Origin of the sequence: Rhodobacter sp. Har01 (assembly GCF_020564565.1) — a bacterium.
In the GTDB taxonomy this organism is placed as follows: domain Bacteria; phylum Pseudomonadota; class Alphaproteobacteria; order Rhodobacterales; family Rhodobacteraceae; genus Pseudogemmobacter.
This window is the reverse complement of sequence record NZ_JAJCTD010000005.1, coordinates 191,966-207,545: the sequence shown is the minus strand read 5'-3', so window position 1 is coordinate 207,545 and position 15,580 is coordinate 191,966. Positions and strand designations below refer to the sequence as shown.

Below are 15,580 nucleotides of genomic sequence, written 5' to 3'. Positions count from 1 at the left end.
GCCACCCTGCGCGGCATGACCCGGCCCCGCCCCCGCCTTGCCGTCCGCGCCCTGATCCTTGACGATCAGGACCGGCTCTTGCTGGTCAACGCCTGGCCCCCCGGCACCCGGTCCGACCTCTGGTGCGCCCCCGGCGGCGGCTGCGATGCCGGCCAGTCGCTGCCCGACAACCTGGCCCGCGAGGTGCATGAGGAAACCGGCCTCACCATCGCCGTCGGCGAAATCGCCCTGGTCAACGAATTCCATGACCCGAGGACCGGCTTCCACCAGGTCGACCTGTTCTTCCGCTGCAGCCTTGCCGGCGGCACCCTGAACCCCGCCTGGCAAGACCCCGAAGGCATCGTCACCCGCCGCCGCTTCTTTGCCCGCGACGACCTTGCCTCGGGCCGCATCCGCTTCAAGCCCGACCTCTTGCCCCGCGCCGCCTGGGGCAGCAGCGTGCTTTACGACCCGCTCGAAGAGATCGTCGGATGAGCCGCGCCTTCGTCAACGAGGATGCCGGCAAGGACCGGCCCGACCTGCCCGACTTGCCGCTGTCGCCGCACCCGAACTATGTCACCCCGCGCGGCCTTGCGGCGCTCAAGGCCCGCCTCGCCGCCCGCCAGGCCGACCTCTCGGCCCTGCGGTCCCGCCCCGAGCGGCTGGACAAGCTGCCCGAGGCCGCGGCCGAGCGTGACATCCGCTGGCTTGAGGCGCGCATCGCCAGTGCCCTGCCGGTGGACCCGGCCCGCCACGACCTGTCCGAGGTCGCCTTCGGCCTGCGTGTCACCGTCGCAAACGAGGACGGCCGCGAGGCCACCTACCAGATCACCGGCGAAGACGAGGCCGACGCCGCCAATGGCCGCATCGCCCCGCATTCGCCCCTTGCCCGCGCCCTGATGGGCGCCCGGGTGGGCGATACCGTGACCTGGCCTCGCCCCGCCGGCGCCATCGAGCTTGAAATCCTCAGGATCACCCATGCCGATCCGTGAGCTTTCCCCTCAAGAGGCCCCGCTGGTCGCCCGGTTCTACCGGGACGCCCCTGACTACTGGCTTTTCGCCGAAGGCGCGGTCGACCCTGACCGCCAGGCGGCCGAGTTCTTCACCGACTGCCCGCCCGGCTGCGACCCCGCCGCCAGCGCCCGCCTGGGCCTGTTCCTGCAGGGCCGCCTCTCGGGCGTGGCCGAGCTGTCCTTCGGCTACCCCGGCCCGCAAGACGCCTACCTTGGCCTCATGCTGCTTGGCCCCTGGGCGCAAGGCGCCGGCCACGGCCGCGCCTTCCTCGCCCATGTCGAAGGCCTGGCCCGCGCCCTCGGCGCGCCCATGCTCTACCTGGCCGTGCTGGAGGCGAACCCCCGCGGCCGCGCCTTCTGGGACCGCGAGGGGTTTCGCCCCACCGGCCAGTTCCGCCACGACGCGGCCACCGGCCACACCATCCACCGGCTGTCCAAGCCGCTGTAGCCCGGCCCGGCGCCCACCCGCGCCGGGCCGGACCGGTCAGCCGATCGGGTTGATGTCATCCACAAAGCGGATCAGGTCGGCCATGGTGAAATGCCCCGGCGTCTGCCCCGGCAGTTCCGGCACCCAGTTCGACCGCAGCCACAGGAACGACTTGCGGTCGCCATGGATCAGCCCCAGGAAGGTCTCCGCGATCAGGGTCGAGCCAACCGGACCCAGCCGCATCCCCTGATGCTTCACCTGCGCTTCCTTCAGGATGTAGTACCAGAGCGGCGTTTCCTTATCCAGATGTTGCGCCGCCGCCACCGCGCCATCCGGGCCTTGCCCCACCTCGGCCGCGGTCAGCGGCACCACACCCATCGCCCGTGCCACATCCTGCCCCGAGGGCAGCCCCAGGATCACCCCCCGCCGCAGGTTGCGGAACGCCAGCGAGGCCGCAGGCCCGGCCATCCCCGGCAGAGTGTGCAGCGCCGGCACGATGAACGGGTCAAGCCGGCGGGTCAGGTTCAGCTCGAACCCCGGCGTGCCCGGCGCCGTGCCCAGATCGAAGAACCGCCGCCAGTCGATCACCCAGTTCGACGGCAGGTCGCGCAACGGCCCCGGCCCGCCGGGCGTGGCCACGGCGCCCTGGTCCACCAACTCGCCGACGATGTTGCCCGACTTGCCGGTAAAGTTGAACAGCAGCCCCAGCGAGGCCGCCACCGCCCCACCGTCGCGGAACACCCGGTTGTGGCTGTAGGTCTCGCGCACCATCGAATGGCCCAGCCGATAGGCCGCCGCGGCAAACTCCGCCGGCATGTAGGGCCGGCTGCGGAACCGATAGAACCGCCGGCCGTGGTTCTTGATCTGCCGCACCAGCCCCGGCTCGGTCAGCCGCTCGACAAAGTCGAACAGCACGATCCACTGGTAGTGCCAGGTCACGATCCGCCGCGCCTCGTCGAACAGCGCGTCGCCGGTCAGGCCGGGCTGGCTGACCGCCAGCTGATCCACCACCTTGTTGTGGAACTTGAGGAACAACAGATGCGTCTGCGCCACCAGCAGGTTCTCGTCGTTGCGCTCATCTCCGATCAGCGCACGGCCCACCTGATTGCGCGGCAGATCGTTCGGCATCGCCGGAATGTCCGGCCCGCCGGTGAAATCGGGCGACAGCCCGGCGCGGCCGATCAGCAGCCTGGCCGTGGTGCCATGGGTGACCGGATCGCGCTGATAGAGATGCGGGTCGATCGCCGGACCCTGGCCATAGAGCGAATCCAGGTCGGCCGTGGGCGAGCGGAAGTTCGTCGTCGCCAGCGGGTCGACCTCCTGTGCTTCCAAAGGCGTGGTGTCCAGGGTGATGTCGTGGTCGATGAACTGGCCCAGATAGGTATAGCCGGCCGGCACATTGGGGTTGTCCCCCGCCGCCAGCGGCAACCCGGTCACCGGATCGACCGCATCCTGCATCGCGGCGGCCAGCGCGGCCAACTTGGCATCGCTGACCACCAGCGGGTCCAAGAGCGGGAACATCCGGCCGAACTTGCCGGGGTCGCCGGTGGCCGACAGGGCCTGCAGCGAGGCGCGCGTCATTTCGCGCGTGGCGTGACCATGGGCGGAAATCGCTTTCATTCTGGTCTCCATCAAAAAGGAATGTTCAATGCGTGCATTGATACTGCGCCCGTGCGGCCTCGGCGACAACCGGAGGAAGAAGCGCGCGGCGCGAATACTCCGTCAGTATTCCGTTGCGACCGCCGCAGCCGATGCCCCCGGAAGGGCGCGCGGGGTGGGCGGGTGGGCGCGCGTCCTTCCGGGGGCCGGCGCCACGCTGGCCAGATGGCCGGAATTCGAAGTCGAATTCCGTGCACGATTTCCGACTTCGGAAATCGGCGCCCGGCGTCAGACCGCGGAAGACGCCGCCGGATCGACCAGTTCGGCCTCGGGGCAATCGTCGCCGGGCCGGGCAATCAGCGTGTGGTCCAGCGGACAGGGCGACTGCAGCCGCGCCGCCCGGTCCAGCGACAGACCGCACCGGGCATGGAACGCGGGCTTGCCCGGCACCACCAACGTCCGCCGCTCGGCCTCCAGGCCGTGCGGATGGTTGAACAGGTCGGCAATCGCCGAAACCAGCCGGGTTCCGAAGCGAAAACCGCCGTAGACCCGCCGTCACCCTGCCGGCACGGCACTCCAAATGCAAAAGGGCGGCCCGAAGGCCGCCCTTTCTGTCCTGAGACCGGATGGATCAGAAGTCCATCCCGCCGCCCATGCCGCCACCCATGCCGCCGCCACCGCCGGCGCTGGCCTTGTCGGCCGGCTTGTCGGCGATCATCGCTTCGGTGGTGATCAGCAGCGAGGCGACCGAGGCCGCATCTTCCAGCGCGGTGCGAACAACCTTGGCCGGGTCGATCACGCCGAACGCGAACATGTCGCCATATTCCTCGGTCTGCGCGTTGAAGCCAAAGGCCTTGTCGTTCGATTCGCGCACCTTGCCGGCCACGACCGAGCCATCGACGCCCGCGTTCTGGGCGATCTGGCGCAGCGGAGCTTCCAGGGCCTTGCGGACGATGTTGATGCCCGCATTCTGGTCCGAGTTGGCTCCGGTCAGGCCTTCCAGGGCCTTGCCGGCCTGGATCAGGGCGACGCCGCCGCCGACGACGATGCCCTCCTGAACCGCCGCACGGGTGGCGTTCAGGGCGTCATCGACGCGGTCCTTGCGTTCCTTGACTTCGACTTCGGTCATGCCGCCGACGCGGATGACGGCAACGCCGCCTGCCAGCTTGGCCACACGTTCCTGCAGCTTCTCGCGGTCGTAGTCGCTGGTGGTTTCCTCGATCTGCGCGCGGATCTGGCTGACGCGGGCTTCGATTTCCGCCTTGTCGCCGTTGCCGTCGATGATCGTGGTGTCATCTTTCTTGATGATGATCTTCTTGGCGCGGCCCAGCATGTCCAGGCCGACGTTCTCCAGCTTCATGCCCAGATCATCGCTGATCACCTGACCGCCGGTCAGGATGGCGATGTCCTGCAGCATGGCCTTGCGGCGGTCGCCGAAGCCCGGCGCCTTGACGGCGGCAATCTTCAACCCGCCACGCAGCTTGTTGACGACCAGCGTGGCCAGGGCCTCGCCTTCGACGTCTTCGGCCACGATGACCAGCGGGCGCTGCGACTGGATCACGGCTTCCAGCAGCGGCACCATCGGCTGCAGCGACGACAGCTTCTTCTCGTGCAGCAGGATGTAGGCATCCTCCAGCTCGGCGATCATCTTGTCGGCGTTGGTGACGAAATAGGGCGACAGGTAGCCGCGGTCGAACTGCATGCCTTCGACGACGTCGGTCGAGGTTTCCAGGCCCTTGTTCTCTTCGACGGTGATGACACCCTCGTTGCCGACCTTCTGCATCGCGTCGGCGATCTGGCGGCCGATCTCGACCTCGCCATTGGCCGAGATGGTGCCGACCTGGGCAACCTCGTCGCTGTCCTTGACCGGGCGCGAGGCGGCCTTGATCGCGGCGACGACCTTGCTGGTCGCCATGTCGATGCCGCGCTTGAGATCCATCGGGTTCATGCCGGCGGCGACCGCCTTCATGCCTTCCTTGACGATGGCTTGCGCCAGGACCGTCGCGGTGGTGGTGCCGTCGCCGGCCTCGTCATTGGTGCGGGAAGCGACTTCCTTCACCATCTGCGCGCCCATGTTCTCGAACTTGTCGCTAAGTTCGATTTCCTTGGCGACGGTCACGCCGTCCTTGGTGATGCGCGGCGCGCCGAAGGATTTCTCGATCACCACGTTCCGGCCTTTCGGGCCGAGGGTGACCTTGACCGCGTCGGCCAGGATGTTCACGCCACGCAGCATCCGGTCGCGGGCATCGGTATCGAAACGAACGTCTTTCGCACCCATAGTGCAGACTCCTCAAATCTCGGTTGCGGTTACGGACAGCGACGTCGGACTCAGGAAATGATCCCGAGGATGTCGCTTTCCTTCATGATCAGCAGTTCTTCGCCGTCCAGCGTGACTTCGGTGCCCGACCATTTGCCGAACAGGATCCTGTCGCCGGCCTTGACCGACGGCGCGATCAGCTCGCCCGAATCCTTGCGGGCGCCCTGGCCGACCGAGACGATCTCGCCCTCGGCGGGCTTTTCCTTGGCGGTATCGGGGATGATCAGCCCGCCCTTGGTCTTTTCTTCGGACTGGACGCGCCGGACCAGCACACGGTCATGCAGCGGGGTAAAGGCCATCTGGTAACACTCCCTTGGGTTCCAGGTTGAAACGGATCAGCACTCACAGGCAGCGAGTGCTAACGACGCCGGAGATAGGCAAACCCCGGCCGGCTGTCAACACCCGGCGTGCAGCGAAGCGGCCGGTGGTTTCGCTTGGCCTTCCCGGCGGCGGATGCCACCATGCACCAACCGCCCCTGCCCCGAGGCCCCGATGCGCGCCCTGATCGCCTGCCTTCTGTCGTTCACCCTGCTGGCCGCAGCCCCCGCCCGCGCGGCCTGCTACGGCATGAACCTGCTTGACCTGATGCCGGCAGAGGACCGCGCGCGGATCGAAGCCGCCGCCGCCGCCGTGCCGTTCCCGGAAGGCAACCTCTGGACCGCCCGCAAGGGCGACCAGAGCCTGACCGTCGTCGGCACCTATCACCTTGACGACCCCCGGCACGACGCGACGCTGGCCCGGCTGACCCCGCTGGTGGAAGAGGCCAGCGCCCTGCTGGTCGAGGCCGGGCCGGAAGAGGAAAAGCAGCTGCTGGACCGGATCGCCCGCGATCCCTCGGTGATGATGATCACCGAAGGCCCGACGCTGATCGAATTGCTGCCGCCCGAGACCTGGACCCGGCTGAAACAGGCGATGTCGGCGCGCGGCATTCCCGGCTTCATGGCGGCGAAGTTCCAGCCCTGGTATGTCACCGTGATGCTGTCGGTGCCGCCTTGCGCCATGTCCGAAATGACCCAGCCCAAGGGCCTGGACGGGCTGCTGATCGACGCCGCCAAGGCCGCGGAGATTCCGGTCCGGGCGCTGGAACCCTATGACACCGTCTTCACCATCTTCGAGCTGTTCAACCAGCAGGACCAGGTGGCGATGATCGACCAGACGCTGATCATGGAACCGGCCAGCGCCGATTTCTCGGCCACGCTGGCAGACGCCTATTTCGACGGCCAAAGCCAGCTGACCTGGGAATTGATGCGCGAACAATCCTACGCCATGCCCGGCTATACCCGGGCCCAGGTCGATGCCGAGATGGCCGCGCTGGAAGAGGTGCTGATCAGCCGCCGCAACCTCAGCTGGATTCCGGTGATCGACGCGGCGGCGGCACAAGGGCCGCTGGTGGTGGCCTTCGGGGCGCTGCACCTGCCGGGGGAAAAGGGCGTGCTGAACCTGCTGGCGCAGGATGGCTGGACGGTCACACCGCTGCCCCTGCCATGATCGCGGCCCTTGCCGGCCACCGGCTGGCCCGCGTCACCTGCCTGGACTGCGGCACCTTTTCGGTGCGCGGCGGGCAGCGGGTCATCGGCATTCCGGCCTGGCTGCTGACCACCGACCGCGGCGCGCAGGTGCTGGTCGATGGCGGCTTTCCCCCGGCCTATGCGGCGGATGCCGCAGCCGCGGCAAGCGTCGATGGCCTTGGCAGTTTCGGCGAATTGATTGGCTACGGGCCGCAATACGCGGTGGCGGCACAACTGGCGCTGTGCGGCGTCTCGCTGGCCGACCTGGCGGCGCATGTGCTGACCCATGGCCACATCGACCATGTCGGCGCGCTGCCGCTGATCACCTGCCCGCTGGTGCTGACCGCGGTCGAGCGTGCCGACCCGCGCCCGCGCTACTTCGCCAGCGCCCGGCCGCCGGACTGGCCGGACGTGCCGACGCTGCGGATCGACGGCGAGACCCGGCTTTGCGACGGCATCACCCTGCTGCCCACGCCCGGCCACACCCCGGGTCACCTGTCGCTGCTGCTGGAACTGCCGGGGGCCGCACCCATCCTGCTGGCCGCCGACGCGATCAACCGCCACTCGGAACCGGCCGAGGGGTTCCCCGATGCCGAAGACCCGCAAACCGCAAGGGCCAGCGCCGACCGCCTGTTGCGGCTGGTGAGCGACCGCGGCGCCCGGCTGGTCTGCGGCCATGAACCGGCGGACTGGCCGGCCCTTCCCAAGGCCCCCGCGGCCCTGGCGCCATGATCCCTGGCAGCATGACCCCTGGCGCCATGACCGACGCCCGGCGCCGGGGCCGGCTGCTGCTGCTGGGAGCGACCCTGGCCTGGAGCACGGCCGGCCTCTTCGCCCGCGCGATCCCGCTGGATACGCCCACGGTGATTCTCTGGCGCGGGCTGTTCGGCGCCGCGGGGCTGGTCGGGCTGCTCCTGGTGCTGCAAGGTCCGGCGGGCCTGCGCGACTTTGGCCGGCTGGGCCGGGCGGGCTGGCTGTATGCGCTGTGTTCGGGGCTGGGGATGCTGTGCTTCGTCGGCGCGCTCAAGGCCACCACGATTGCCCATGTGGCGATCATCTACGCCACCGTGCCCTTTGCGGCGGCCGGGCTTGGCTGGCTGGTGCTGCGCGAAAGGCCGGGCAGCGGGGCGATGGCCGCGGCCATCGCGGCGCTGTCGGGGTCGGTGGTGATGGTGGGCCTCGGCGGCGATGGCCGTGCGCTGGGTGATCTGATGGCGGTGGGCATGGTGCTGGCCATGGCCGCGATCATCGTCATCGCCCGCGCCCGGCCCGGGCTGCCGGTGCTGGCAGCGGGCATCGTCTCGGCGATCTGGGTGCCGCTGGTCTGCCTGCCCTTCGCCACGCTGGACGGGCTGACGGTTTGGAACGTGTTTCTCATGGCGGGGTTCGGGCTGCTGAACTCGACGCTGGGCTTTGCGCTGTTCATCTACGGCTCTCGGCATTGCCCGCCGGTGGAAACCGCGCTGATCGGGGCGCTGGAAACGCCGCTGACGCCGCTCTGGGTCTGGTTGGTGTTCGCCGAACAGCCCACGGCGGCCACGCTGGCCGGCGGCGGCATCGTCATGCTGGCCGTGCTGGGTCACCTGTCCCGCGGCGGGCGCTGATCCTCAGGGACGGTGATCCAGATGAGCGTCCTTCCCCCGCCAGAAGGCGGGGGAAGGACGCACGCCTCTTGTCTCGGGTCGCGGACCAGGATCCGCGTCCCTCGGGCCGCCCGGCCGCACCGTGCCGCTCTTGTTGCAGACAAAGCGCCTGGCATCACCGTCCTTCCCCCGCGCGTCCCTGACGTCGGGGTGGGCGGGTGGGCGACGTCAGGGACGCGCGGCGCCGGGCGTCTTGCGCCCGGCGCCTTTGCTCACTCGTGGCCGGCCCGGGGCGGCCGCAGCGGACGGCGCGGCGGCTCGGTGACCTCCGGTCCCTTCGGGCCCTTGGTCTGTTTCGGCGGCGGCGGCACATGCGCCTTGGCCGATTTCACCGGCGGCACCGGCGCGCCGGATGCGGGTGTCGCACTGCCCGGGGTCGGATCGTCAGGGTGTTTCGTCATCGCAAGCTCTCCTGAAAAGGGGGCGGGAACCGGCCCGACGCGCAAAACGCGCGGGGCCGGGAAATCAAGCCGTCAGGATCATCTCCGGGGCACTCCTCTGCGCAGCGGTGGGGCGGGCCGCGGCCCATCCGGGCGGCGGCGACGATCTCGCCCGTCAGGGCGTCAGACGCTCAGGTCCATCTGCGGGGCACTCCTCTGCCAGAGGGGCGCAGTATGCCACAAAACGCGCCAAAGGTAAACAAATCCTGAAGATGCGTCGCCAAGCCCTTGAAATCATTTGCGGCACATCGTGTCCCATCATGGGACACCCTTTCCCCCAGGACAGGGTGACAATCGCGCGCCCCTCGCCTATAAGCCCGCCAAATCCCAACCCGCGAGAGCCCCGCCCATGACCACCCTCGTCTTCGGCCACAAATCCCCCGACACCGATTCCACCGGCAGCCCCATCATCTGGGCCTGGTACCTGTCCACCGTGAAGGGCACCCCCGCCAAACCCGTCCTCCTCGGCGAGCCGAACACCGAGGCCGCCTTCGTCCTGCGCCACTGGGGCCTCGACAAGCCCGGGATCATCGCCGACGTGGACGCCGGCGCCAGCGTCGTCATCGTCGACACCAACAACCCCGCCGAGCTGCCGCCCTCGATCAACGAGGCGAAGATCGAGGCGATCATCGACCACCACCTGCTCGTCGGCGGCCTGAAGACGAAGAACCCCATCGACATCACCATCCGCCCGCTGGCCTGCACCGCCACCATCATGGCCGACTTGATGGGCGCCGACCTTGCGAAGGCCCCCAAGGCCATCAAGGGCGCGATGCTGTCGTGCATCCTGTCCGACACGCTGGAATTCCGCAGCCCCACCACCACGCCGCACGACAAGGCGGTGGCCGAGAAGCTGGCGGCCGAACTGGGCGTCTCGATCCCCGAGCTGGCGGCGCAGCTGTTCGAGGCGAAGTCCGACGTCTCGGCCTATTCGGACGCCGCCCTGCTGCGGATGGACAGCAAGGAATACACCATCGCCGGCAAAGAGCTGCGCGTCTCGGTGCTGGAGACCACCGCGCCAAAGCTGATCCTGGACCGCAAGGCGGCGCTGATGGCCGCGATGCCGGGCGTTGCGCAGGAAGACGGCGCCGACCAGGTGCTGCTCTTCATCATCGACATCCTGAAGGAAGAAGCCACCCTGCTGGTGCCGAACGACCTGGTGAAGCAGATCGCCGAGGCCTCGTTCCCCTGCACCTTCACCGGCGACACGGTGGTCCTGCCCGGCATCATGAGCCGCAAGAAGCAGATCATCCCGGCGCTGAAGCTCTGACCGGCAGCCACAGCGCGAAGGGGGCCGGGGAACCTTCCCGGCCCTTGGCGTTTCAGCCGGCCGGAGCGGGGTTGTAGCCACCCTCGATCAGCCGCGACATGCCGCCGTCCTGCGACACGATGCGGTTCGGGATCATCCCCGACAGCGCCTGTGCCGCAATGCCGGTGCGCCGCCCCGAGCGGCAGACCAGCACCAGGTCGCGGCCATCTGCGATTTCCGGGCCGATCTGGGCCAGAAAGCTTTGCGGGTCGGTGAAGGTGACCAGCCGCGCGCCTTCGATCACGCCGGTCTCAGCCCATTCCTCGGGCCGGCGGATATCGACCACCAGCGCGCCTTCGGCCTTCATCTCGGCCAACGTCAGCGCCTTGACCTCGACCTCGCCCGCCTGCGCGGCCATCGACGCGACCGCAAGAAGCGCCGCCAGAACCAGCCGTCTGCCTGTCGAACCCATCCTGTCCTCCGATCACATTCCGAACCTGGCATATAACGATTCGCCACCGCCTGCGCCATGCGCCGTTCCGCCGCCCCTTTCCTTTTCGTCGCGCGAAGCCGACATATCCTGAACCGGAGGAGCCCATGACCCAGATCATTTCCGCCCTGGCCGACATTTCCCGCCGCCATCAGGCCGTCTATTGCGATCTTTGGGGCTGCCTGCACAATGGCAAGGCCGCCTTTCCCCAGGCCGTCGAGGCCCTGCGCTCCTTTCGCGCGGGCGGAGGCGCCGTGGTCCTGCTGACCAACGCCCCGCGGCCGAAATCCAGCGTGGCCGAGCAGATGCTGCGGCTGGGCGTGCCGGGCGATGCCTGGGACGAAATCGCCACCTCGGGCGATGCGGCGCAGTTCGCGCTGGCGTCGGGCGCGGTGGGCCGCAAGGTTTTCCACATCGGCGCGCCCAAGGACGAATCGTTCTTCACCGACCTGGCCCCCGACATCGCCGAATTTGCCAAGGGCCAGCCGCCGGTGACCCGCGTGCCGCTGCAACAGGCCGATGGCGTGGTCTGCACCGGGTTGCGCGACGACCTGACCGAGACGCCGCAGGACTATCGGGCCGAGCTTCTGATGGCCAAGACGCTGGGCCTGCCGATGCTGTGCGCCAACCCCGACATCGTGGTCGACTTTGGCGACAGGCGGCTGTGGTGCGCCGGCGCCCTGGCCCGAGATTATGAGGCGATGGGCGGCCGCGCGCTGTATTTCGGCAAGCCGCACCCGCCGATCTATGATCTGGCCCGACGCCGGCTTGAGGCGATTCGCGGCGATGTGGGCGCGATCCTGTGCATCGGCGACGGGATCGACACCGATATTCAGGGTGGCATCGCCGAGGGGCTGGACACCTTGTTCATCACCGGCGGCATCGACGCCGCGGCCTTCGGCCCAGACCCCGAGCGACCCGATCCGGACCTGCTGCAGGTCTGGCTGGACAAACGCCAGCTGTCGGCGACCTTTGCCATGGGCCACTTGCGCTGAAACGCTGCGCCGCAGCGGTAACTTTGTTGCGGCATCGCCCGCACCGTGGAACATTTCTTGCGCAACGGAATTGCGCTGCGTCGCAGCATCTGCTAGGGTCTGGCGACCTGAAAAGGACTCAGCATGATGCTCGACAGCACGCATAATCTGCCCCGCGGCACGATCTGCATCGAAGATCTGGAAATCGGCATGACCCGCAGCCTGACCAAAGAGGTCACGGACCGCGACATTGAGCTGTTCGCAGAGGTCTCGACCGACCGCAACCCGGTGCATCTGGACGAAGGCTATGCCCAGGACACCATCTTCGAGGGCCGGATCGCGCATGGCATGCTGACCGCCGGGCTGATTTCCGCGGTGATCGGGGAACAGCTGCCGGGGCATGGCTCGGTCTATCTGGGCCAGAGCCTCAAGTTCCTGGCGCCGGTGCGGCCGGGCGATCTGGTGACGGCCGAGGTCAAGGTGCTGGCGATTGACCATGCCAAACGCCGGGTGACCCTTGAAACCTGGGCCTCGGTGGGTAAAACCGTGGTGCTGAAGGGCGAGGCGCTGGTGCTGGCGCCCAGCCGCAAGTTCGACTGAGGCGCCCCAGCCGCCGGGGCCGCCCCACACCCCGGGACCGCAATGGAAATTCACCAGGACTGGCAATGGCTTGACCCGGCAGCGCGCGGCGCGTCCTGCGCCATGGGCAATTTCGACGGCGTGCATCTGGGGCACCGCTCGGTGATCGATCTGGCGCGCGGGACGGCGCCGCTGGGGGTGATCACCTTCGAGCCGCACCCGCGGCAGTATTTCGCGCCCGCCGCCCCCGCGTTCCGCCTGATGAACGCCGAGGCGCGCGCGAACCGGCTGGCCAAGCTGGGGGTGGCGCATCTGTTCCAGTTGCAGTTCGGCTCGGTCCTGGCGGGGCTGACGCCCGAGGACTTTGCCGCCCGGGTGCTGGCGAAGGGCCTGGGGATCAGCCATGTGGTGGTGGGCGAGGATTTCCGTTTCGGCAAGGGGCGCGCCGGCACCGCGCAAGACCTGCAGCGGCTGGGACTGGCGCATGGCTTCCGCACCACCGTCGCCCCGCTGTTGCGGCACGGCGAGACGGATGTGTCGTCCACCGCGATCCGCAACGCGCTGAGCGAGGGGCGACCGCGCGATGCGGCGGCGATGCTGGGCCACTGGCACCGGATCGAAGGCGAGGTGATCCATGGCGAAAAGCGCGGCCGCGAGTTGGGCTTTCCGACCGCGAACATGGCGCTGGACGGATTGCACCTGCCGCGCTTCGGCGTCTACGCGGTGAAGGTCGACCTGCGGACGGGGCCGCAGGCGGGCACCTACATGGGGGCGGCGTCCCTGGGGGTGCGGCCGATGTTCGGCGGGCAGGCGCCGAACCTTGAGACTTACCTGCTGGATTTTCAGGGTGACCTTTACGGCCATCACCTTTCCGTCGCGCTGGTCGATTACCTGCGGCCCGAGATGAAATTCGACGGGCTGGAGGCACTGATCGTGCAGATGCAGGCGGATTGCGACCGCGCCCGCGACGTGCTGCTGGCGGCCTGAGGCAACGGAATTCGTGCGAATTCCGGGCACGACTTCCGCGCGGAAATCATCTGCGACAACGGCCGGGTTGACCGACCGGCATGACATGAACATAGTGTGAACATCTTTCCAGGAGGGCCGCCATGGATTCCCCCCGCATCCTGCCGTTGACCCCGGACCTGATCCCCGAATTCGTCGGTCTTTTCGGCCCGCAAGGGGCTTGCGCCGGCTGCTGGTGCACGATCTTCCGGGTGCCGGCAAAAGCCTGGTCCAAGATGCCCGGGGACGAGCGCCGCGCCCTGACGCTGGATCGCATCCGCCGCGGCCCTCCGCCCGGCCTGCTGGCGCTGGACGGCGATCAGGCGGTGGGCTGGATGCAGGTCGGCCCGCGGTCGGACGTGCCGGAATGGAACAATCCCGGCCGCGTGTCGTCGCCGCTGCCCGACGCCCCGGCGGATGACCCGGCCGTCTGGGCCATCACCTGTTTCTTCTTCCGCCGCCCCTGGCGTGGGCGCGGCCTGACGCATGCTTTGCTTGCCGAAGGCATCGCCTTCGCCCGGGCCAATGGCGCAAGGCTGCTGGAGGCAGCGCCGATGGTAAAGGCCAAGCAGTCGAAGTCGATCCCGCTGTTCGTCGGCCCGGCGGCGACCTTCCGCAAGGCGGGGTTCCTTGAGGTGGCCTGCCGAAAGGAGGGCCGCCCGCTGATGCGGCTGACGCTCGACACCTGACGCCGGAACCGGAATTCGAACTCGAATTCCGTCGCCGATTTCCGGCTTCGGAAATCGACTCCGCGCCCCTTCCCTTCGCCTGCCGCATACCGCACCTTGCAGCGCATGGAAACGCTCCGCCCCCGGTTCTGGGAAACCGTCCCGCTGAAGAATCTGACCGCCGCCGAGTGGGAGGCGTTGTGTGACGGCTGCGGCAAATGCTGTCTGAACAAGCTTGAGTTCGAGGACACCGGCGAGGTGCTTTACACCCGCATCGCCTGCCGGCTGTTCGACGATGCCACCTGCCGCTGCGCCGATTACCCCAACCGCAAGCGCCACGTCCCGGAATGCGTGGTGCTGACGCCCAAATCCCTGCCCCGCGTCGCCTACTGGATGCCCGCAACCTGCGCCTACAAGCTGCTCTGGCTGGGCGAGCCCCTGCCCGACTGGCACCCCCTGGTCACCGGAGACCCGGAAAGCCCGCACACCTCGGGCAACTCGATCCGCGGCCGCACGCTGAGCGAGCAAGAGGTGGCCGAGGACGACTGGGAAGATCACCTCATCGAGGAAGCCCCCTGATGTTCTTCGCCTCTGACAACGGCTCGGGCGCGGCGCCCGAGATCATGGCCGCCCTGTCCGCTGCCAACGACGCCTACGCCCGCGGCTACGGCAACGACGCGCTGACGGCGCGCGCCTGCGATGCCGTCCGCGAGGTGCTTGAGGCACCACAGGCCGCGGTCTGCCTGGTTGCCACCGGCACCGCGGCGAATGCCTTGGCGCTGGCCACCGTCTGCCCGCCCTGGGGGGCCGTGTTCTGCCACACCCACGCGCACATCGCCGAAGACGAATGCGGCGCGCCAGAGTTCTATTCCGGCGGCGGCAAGCTGGTGCTGGTGGACGGCGACCACGGCAAGATGACGCTGCCGGCCCTGCGCGACGCCATCGCGCGCACCGGAACCAGCGTGCATGGCGTGCAGCGCGGCGCGGTGTCGATCACCACCGTCACCGAGGCGGGCACCACCTACACCCCCGCCGAGATCGCCGCGCTGACGGCCGAGGCCAGTGCATTTGGCCTGCCCAGCCACCTGGACGGCGCGCGCTTTGCCAACGCCCTGGTCGCCACCGGCGCCACCCCCGCCGAGATGACGTGGAAAGCCGGCATCGACCTGCTGTCCTTTGGCGGCACCAAGAACGGCTGCCTGGGGGTCGAGGCGGTGGTGTTCTTCGACCCGGCAAAGGCCTGGGAATTCGAGTTGCGGCGCAAGCGCGGCGGGCACCTCGCCTCGAAGCACCGCTTCCTTGCCGCCCAGATGGCCGCCTATCTGGAGAACGGCCTGTGGCTGCGGCTGGCCGCACAGGCCAACGCCATGGCCACCCGCCTGGCCGAAGGCTTGGCCCGAACGCCCGGCATTCGCCAGCAGCACCCGGTCCAGGCCAACATGATGTTCCCCGACTGGCCGGCCGGCACCCATGCCCGCCTGCAGGCCGCCGGCGCCGTGTATTACCAGATGCCGGCGCCAGCCGGCCGCGAAGCCGCCCGGCTGGTCACCAGCTGGAGCACGACCGAGGCCGAGATCGACCGCTTCCTCGCCGCCTTCGGCTGACCGATCCGCCACGCCCGGGCATCTGATGCATCGCCGCCCCTTTGCGCCCGGGCGGCCCCGGTGCTATGCCGCGCGCAGACGATTC

19 protein-coding genes are annotated in these 15,580 nt (G+C 68.7%); 13 read left to right on the top strand and 6 right to left on the bottom strand.

What is annotated here, in order from left to right; all coding sequences use genetic code 11:
• Positions 1 to 15: 15 nt before the first annotated feature.
• From LHP98_RS13855 to LHP98_RS13845, 3 genes are read left to right on the top strand one after another with little or no spacing between them, the layout of a single operon-like run.
• Complete coding sequence (locus LHP98_RS13855) at positions 16 to 474, top strand: NUDIX domain-containing protein (RefSeq protein ID WP_227253135.1); 459 nt, start codon at positions 16 to 18, stop codon at positions 472 to 474.
• On the top strand, positions 471 to 971 hold the full coding sequence (locus LHP98_RS13850) for a GreA/GreB family elongation factor (RefSeq protein WP_227253134.1): 501 nt from the start codon (positions 471 to 473) through the stop codon (positions 969 to 971). The genes LHP98_RS13855 and LHP98_RS13850 overlap by 4 nt, the downstream gene beginning before the upstream one ends.
• On the top strand, positions 958 to 1,440 hold the full coding sequence (locus tag LHP98_RS13845; protein ID WP_227253133.1) for a GNAT family N-acetyltransferase: 483 nt from the start codon (positions 958 to 960) through the stop codon (positions 1,438 to 1,440). Before LHP98_RS13850 ends, LHP98_RS13845 begins: the two co-directional genes overlap by 14 nt.
• A 36-nt stretch (positions 1,441 to 1,476) precedes the next feature.
• On the opposite strand, the gene LHP98_RS13840 is transcribed toward LHP98_RS13845, so the two are convergent.
• The 4 genes from LHP98_RS13840 to LHP98_RS13825 form a co-directional block, all read right to left on the bottom strand.
• Complete coding sequence (locus LHP98_RS13840) at positions 1,477 to 3,039, bottom strand: peroxidase family protein (RefSeq protein ID WP_227253132.1); 1,563 nt, start codon at positions 3,037 to 3,039, stop codon at positions 1,477 to 1,479.
• Positions 3,040 to 3,306: 267 nt separating this feature from the next.
• A complete protein-coding gene (locus tag LHP98_RS13835) occupies positions 3,307 to 3,468 on the bottom strand; it encodes a hypothetical protein (RefSeq protein WP_227253131.1) in 162 nt (53 codons plus the stop codon).
• Positions 3,469 to 3,649: 181 nt separating this feature from the next.
• A complete protein-coding gene (gene groL / locus LHP98_RS13830; protein ID WP_227253130.1) occupies positions 3,650 to 5,296 on the bottom strand; it encodes a chaperonin GroEL in 1,647 nt (548 codons plus the stop codon).
• A 50-nt stretch (positions 5,297 to 5,346) separates the two neighbouring features.
• Positions 5,347 to 5,634 carry a co-chaperone GroES gene (locus tag LHP98_RS13825; RefSeq protein ID WP_227253129.1) on the bottom strand — a complete coding sequence of 96 codons (288 nt, stop codon included), beginning with the start codon at positions 5,632 to 5,634 and terminating at the stop codon, positions 5,347 to 5,349.
• 193 nt (positions 5,635 to 5,827) lie between these two features.
• Between LHP98_RS13825 and LHP98_RS13820 the strand changes: the two genes are divergently transcribed.
• The 3 genes from LHP98_RS13820 to LHP98_RS13810 are packed head-to-tail and all read left to right on the top strand — an operon-like array spanning position 5,828 to position 8,447.
• Complete coding sequence (locus LHP98_RS13820) at positions 5,828 to 6,823, top strand: TraB/GumN family protein (RefSeq protein WP_227253128.1); 996 nt, start codon at positions 5,828 to 5,830, stop codon at positions 6,821 to 6,823.
• Positions 6,820 to 7,575 (top strand): MBL fold metallo-hydrolase, encoded by a 756-nt coding sequence (locus LHP98_RS13815; RefSeq protein ID WP_227253127.1) that lies wholly within the window; start codon positions 6,820 to 6,822, stop codon positions 7,573 to 7,575. The genes LHP98_RS13820 and LHP98_RS13815 overlap by 4 nt, the downstream gene beginning before the upstream one ends.
• Positions 7,576 to 7,601: 26 nt before the next feature.
• The gene (locus tag LHP98_RS13810; protein ID WP_227253126.1) at positions 7,602 to 8,447 is read left to right on the top strand and encodes a DMT family transporter; all 846 of its coding nucleotides are present in this window, start codon (positions 7,602 to 7,604) and stop codon (positions 8,445 to 8,447) included.
• 251 nt (positions 8,448 to 8,698) lie between these two features.
• On the opposite strand, the gene LHP98_RS13805 is transcribed toward LHP98_RS13810, so the two are convergent.
• Positions 8,699 to 8,887 carry a hypothetical protein gene (locus tag LHP98_RS13805; protein ID WP_227253125.1) on the bottom strand — a complete coding sequence of 63 codons (189 nt, stop codon included), beginning with the start codon at positions 8,885 to 8,887 and terminating at the stop codon, positions 8,699 to 8,701.
• A 388-nt stretch (positions 8,888 to 9,275) separates the two neighbouring features.
• On the opposite strand from LHP98_RS13805, the gene LHP98_RS13800 reads away from it, so the two are divergent.
• Positions 9,276 to 10,196 carry a manganese-dependent inorganic pyrophosphatase gene (locus LHP98_RS13800; protein ID WP_227253124.1) on the top strand — a complete coding sequence of 307 codons (921 nt, stop codon included), beginning with the start codon at positions 9,276 to 9,278 and terminating at the stop codon, positions 10,194 to 10,196.
• 52 nt (positions 10,197 to 10,248) lie between these two features.
• Here LHP98_RS13800 and LHP98_RS13795 read toward each other — a convergent pair whose 3' ends face one another.
• The gene (locus LHP98_RS13795) at positions 10,249 to 10,647 is read right to left on the bottom strand and encodes a rhodanese-like domain-containing protein (protein ID WP_227253123.1); all 399 of its coding nucleotides are present in this window, start codon (positions 10,645 to 10,647) and stop codon (positions 10,249 to 10,251) included.
• 125 nt (positions 10,648 to 10,772) lie between these two features.
• Here LHP98_RS13795 and LHP98_RS13790 point away from each other — a divergent pair, with 125 nt between their 5' ends.
• The 6 genes from LHP98_RS13790 to LHP98_RS13765 all read left to right on the top strand — a co-directional run bounded on the left by LHP98_RS13790 (position 10,773) and on the right by LHP98_RS13765 (position 15,495).
• Positions 10,773 to 11,660, top strand: a complete 888-nt coding sequence (locus tag LHP98_RS13790; protein ID WP_227253122.1) for a TIGR01459 family HAD-type hydrolase — start codon at positions 10,773 to 10,775, stop codon at positions 11,658 to 11,660.
• Positions 11,661 to 11,786: 126 nt separating this feature from the next.
• Positions 11,787 to 12,239 carry a MaoC family dehydratase gene (locus LHP98_RS13785; protein ID WP_227253258.1) on the top strand — a complete coding sequence of 151 codons (453 nt, stop codon included), beginning with the start codon at positions 11,787 to 11,789 and terminating at the stop codon, positions 12,237 to 12,239.
• A 42-nt stretch (positions 12,240 to 12,281) separates the two neighbouring features.
• Positions 12,282 to 13,205: a bifunctional riboflavin kinase/FAD synthetase gene (locus LHP98_RS13780; protein WP_227253121.1), complete on the top strand. Its 924-nt coding sequence runs from the start codon at positions 12,282 to 12,284 to the stop codon at positions 13,203 to 13,205.
• 122 nt (positions 13,206 to 13,327) lie between these two features.
• Positions 13,328 to 13,912: a GNAT family N-acetyltransferase gene (locus LHP98_RS13775; RefSeq protein WP_227253120.1), complete on the top strand. Its 585-nt coding sequence runs from the start codon at positions 13,328 to 13,330 to the stop codon at positions 13,910 to 13,912.
• Between the two features lie 105 nt (positions 13,913 to 14,017).
• Positions 14,018 to 14,470, top strand: a complete 453-nt coding sequence (locus LHP98_RS13770) for a YcgN family cysteine cluster protein (protein ID WP_227253119.1) — start codon at positions 14,018 to 14,020, stop codon at positions 14,468 to 14,470.
• Positions 14,470 to 15,495: a threonine aldolase family protein gene (locus LHP98_RS13765; RefSeq protein ID WP_227253118.1), complete on the top strand. Its 1,026-nt coding sequence runs from the start codon at positions 14,470 to 14,472 to the stop codon at positions 15,493 to 15,495. The genes LHP98_RS13770 and LHP98_RS13765 overlap by 1 nt, the downstream gene beginning before the upstream one ends.
• The last annotated feature ends 85 nt before the right edge of the window (positions 15,496 to 15,580 follow it).

Excerpts from the sequence above, each read along its gene's own strand:
- LHP98_RS13780 (WP_227253121.1), top strand. The coding sequence starts at position 12,282 with ATGGAAATTCACCAGGACTGGCAATGGCTTGACCCGGCAGCGCGCGGC.
- LHP98_RS13790 (WP_227253122.1), top strand. The coding sequence starts at position 10,773 with ATGACCCAGATCATTTCCGCCCTGGCCGACATTTCCCGCCGCCATCAG.
- LHP98_RS13815 (WP_227253127.1), top strand. The coding sequence starts at position 6,820 with ATGATCGCGGCCCTTGCCGGCCACCGGCTGGCCCGCGTCACCTGCCTG.
- LHP98_RS13855 (WP_227253135.1), top strand. The coding sequence starts at position 16 with ATGACCCGGCCCCGCCCCCGCCTTGCCGTCCGCGCCCTGATCCTTGAC.
- LHP98_RS13825 (WP_227253129.1), bottom strand. The coding sequence starts at position 5,634 with ATGGCCTTTACCCCGCTGCATGACCGTGTGCTGGTCCGGCGCGTCCAG.
- LHP98_RS13805 (WP_227253125.1), bottom strand. The coding sequence starts at position 8,887 with ATGACGAAACACCCTGACGATCCGACCCCGGGCAGTGCGACACCCGCA.
- LHP98_RS13795 (WP_227253123.1), bottom strand. The coding sequence starts at position 10,647 with ATGGGTTCGACAGGCAGACGGCTGGTTCTGGCGGCGCTTCTTGCGGTC.
- LHP98_RS13845 (WP_227253133.1), top strand. The coding sequence starts at position 958 with ATGCCGATCCGTGAGCTTTCCCCTCAAGAGGCCCCGCTGGTCGCCCGG.
- LHP98_RS13810 (WP_227253126.1), top strand. The coding sequence starts at position 7,602 with ATGACCGACGCCCGGCGCCGGGGCCGGCTGCTGCTGCTGGGAGCGACC.
- LHP98_RS13770 (WP_227253119.1), top strand. The coding sequence starts at position 14,018 with ATGGAAACGCTCCGCCCCCGGTTCTGGGAAACCGTCCCGCTGAAGAAT.
- LHP98_RS13840 (WP_227253132.1), bottom strand. The coding sequence starts at position 3,039 with ATGAAAGCGATTTCCGCCCATGGTCACGCCACGCGCGAAATGACGCGC.
- groL (WP_227253130.1), bottom strand. The coding sequence starts at position 5,296 with ATGGGTGCGAAAGACGTTCGTTTCGATACCGATGCCCGCGACCGGATG.
- LHP98_RS13765 (WP_227253118.1), top strand. The coding sequence starts at position 14,470 with ATGTTCTTCGCCTCTGACAACGGCTCGGGCGCGGCGCCCGAGATCATG.
- LHP98_RS13820 (WP_227253128.1), top strand. The coding sequence starts at position 5,828 with ATGCGCGCCCTGATCGCCTGCCTTCTGTCGTTCACCCTGCTGGCCGCA.
- LHP98_RS13800 (WP_227253124.1), top strand. The coding sequence starts at position 9,276 with ATGACCACCCTCGTCTTCGGCCACAAATCCCCCGACACCGATTCCACC.
- LHP98_RS13785 (WP_227253258.1), top strand. The coding sequence starts at position 11,787 with ATGCTCGACAGCACGCATAATCTGCCCCGCGGCACGATCTGCATCGAA.
- LHP98_RS13775 (WP_227253120.1), top strand. The coding sequence starts at position 13,328 with ATGGATTCCCCCCGCATCCTGCCGTTGACCCCGGACCTGATCCCCGAA.
- LHP98_RS13850 (WP_227253134.1), top strand. The coding sequence starts at position 471 with ATGAGCCGCGCCTTCGTCAACGAGGATGCCGGCAAGGACCGGCCCGAC.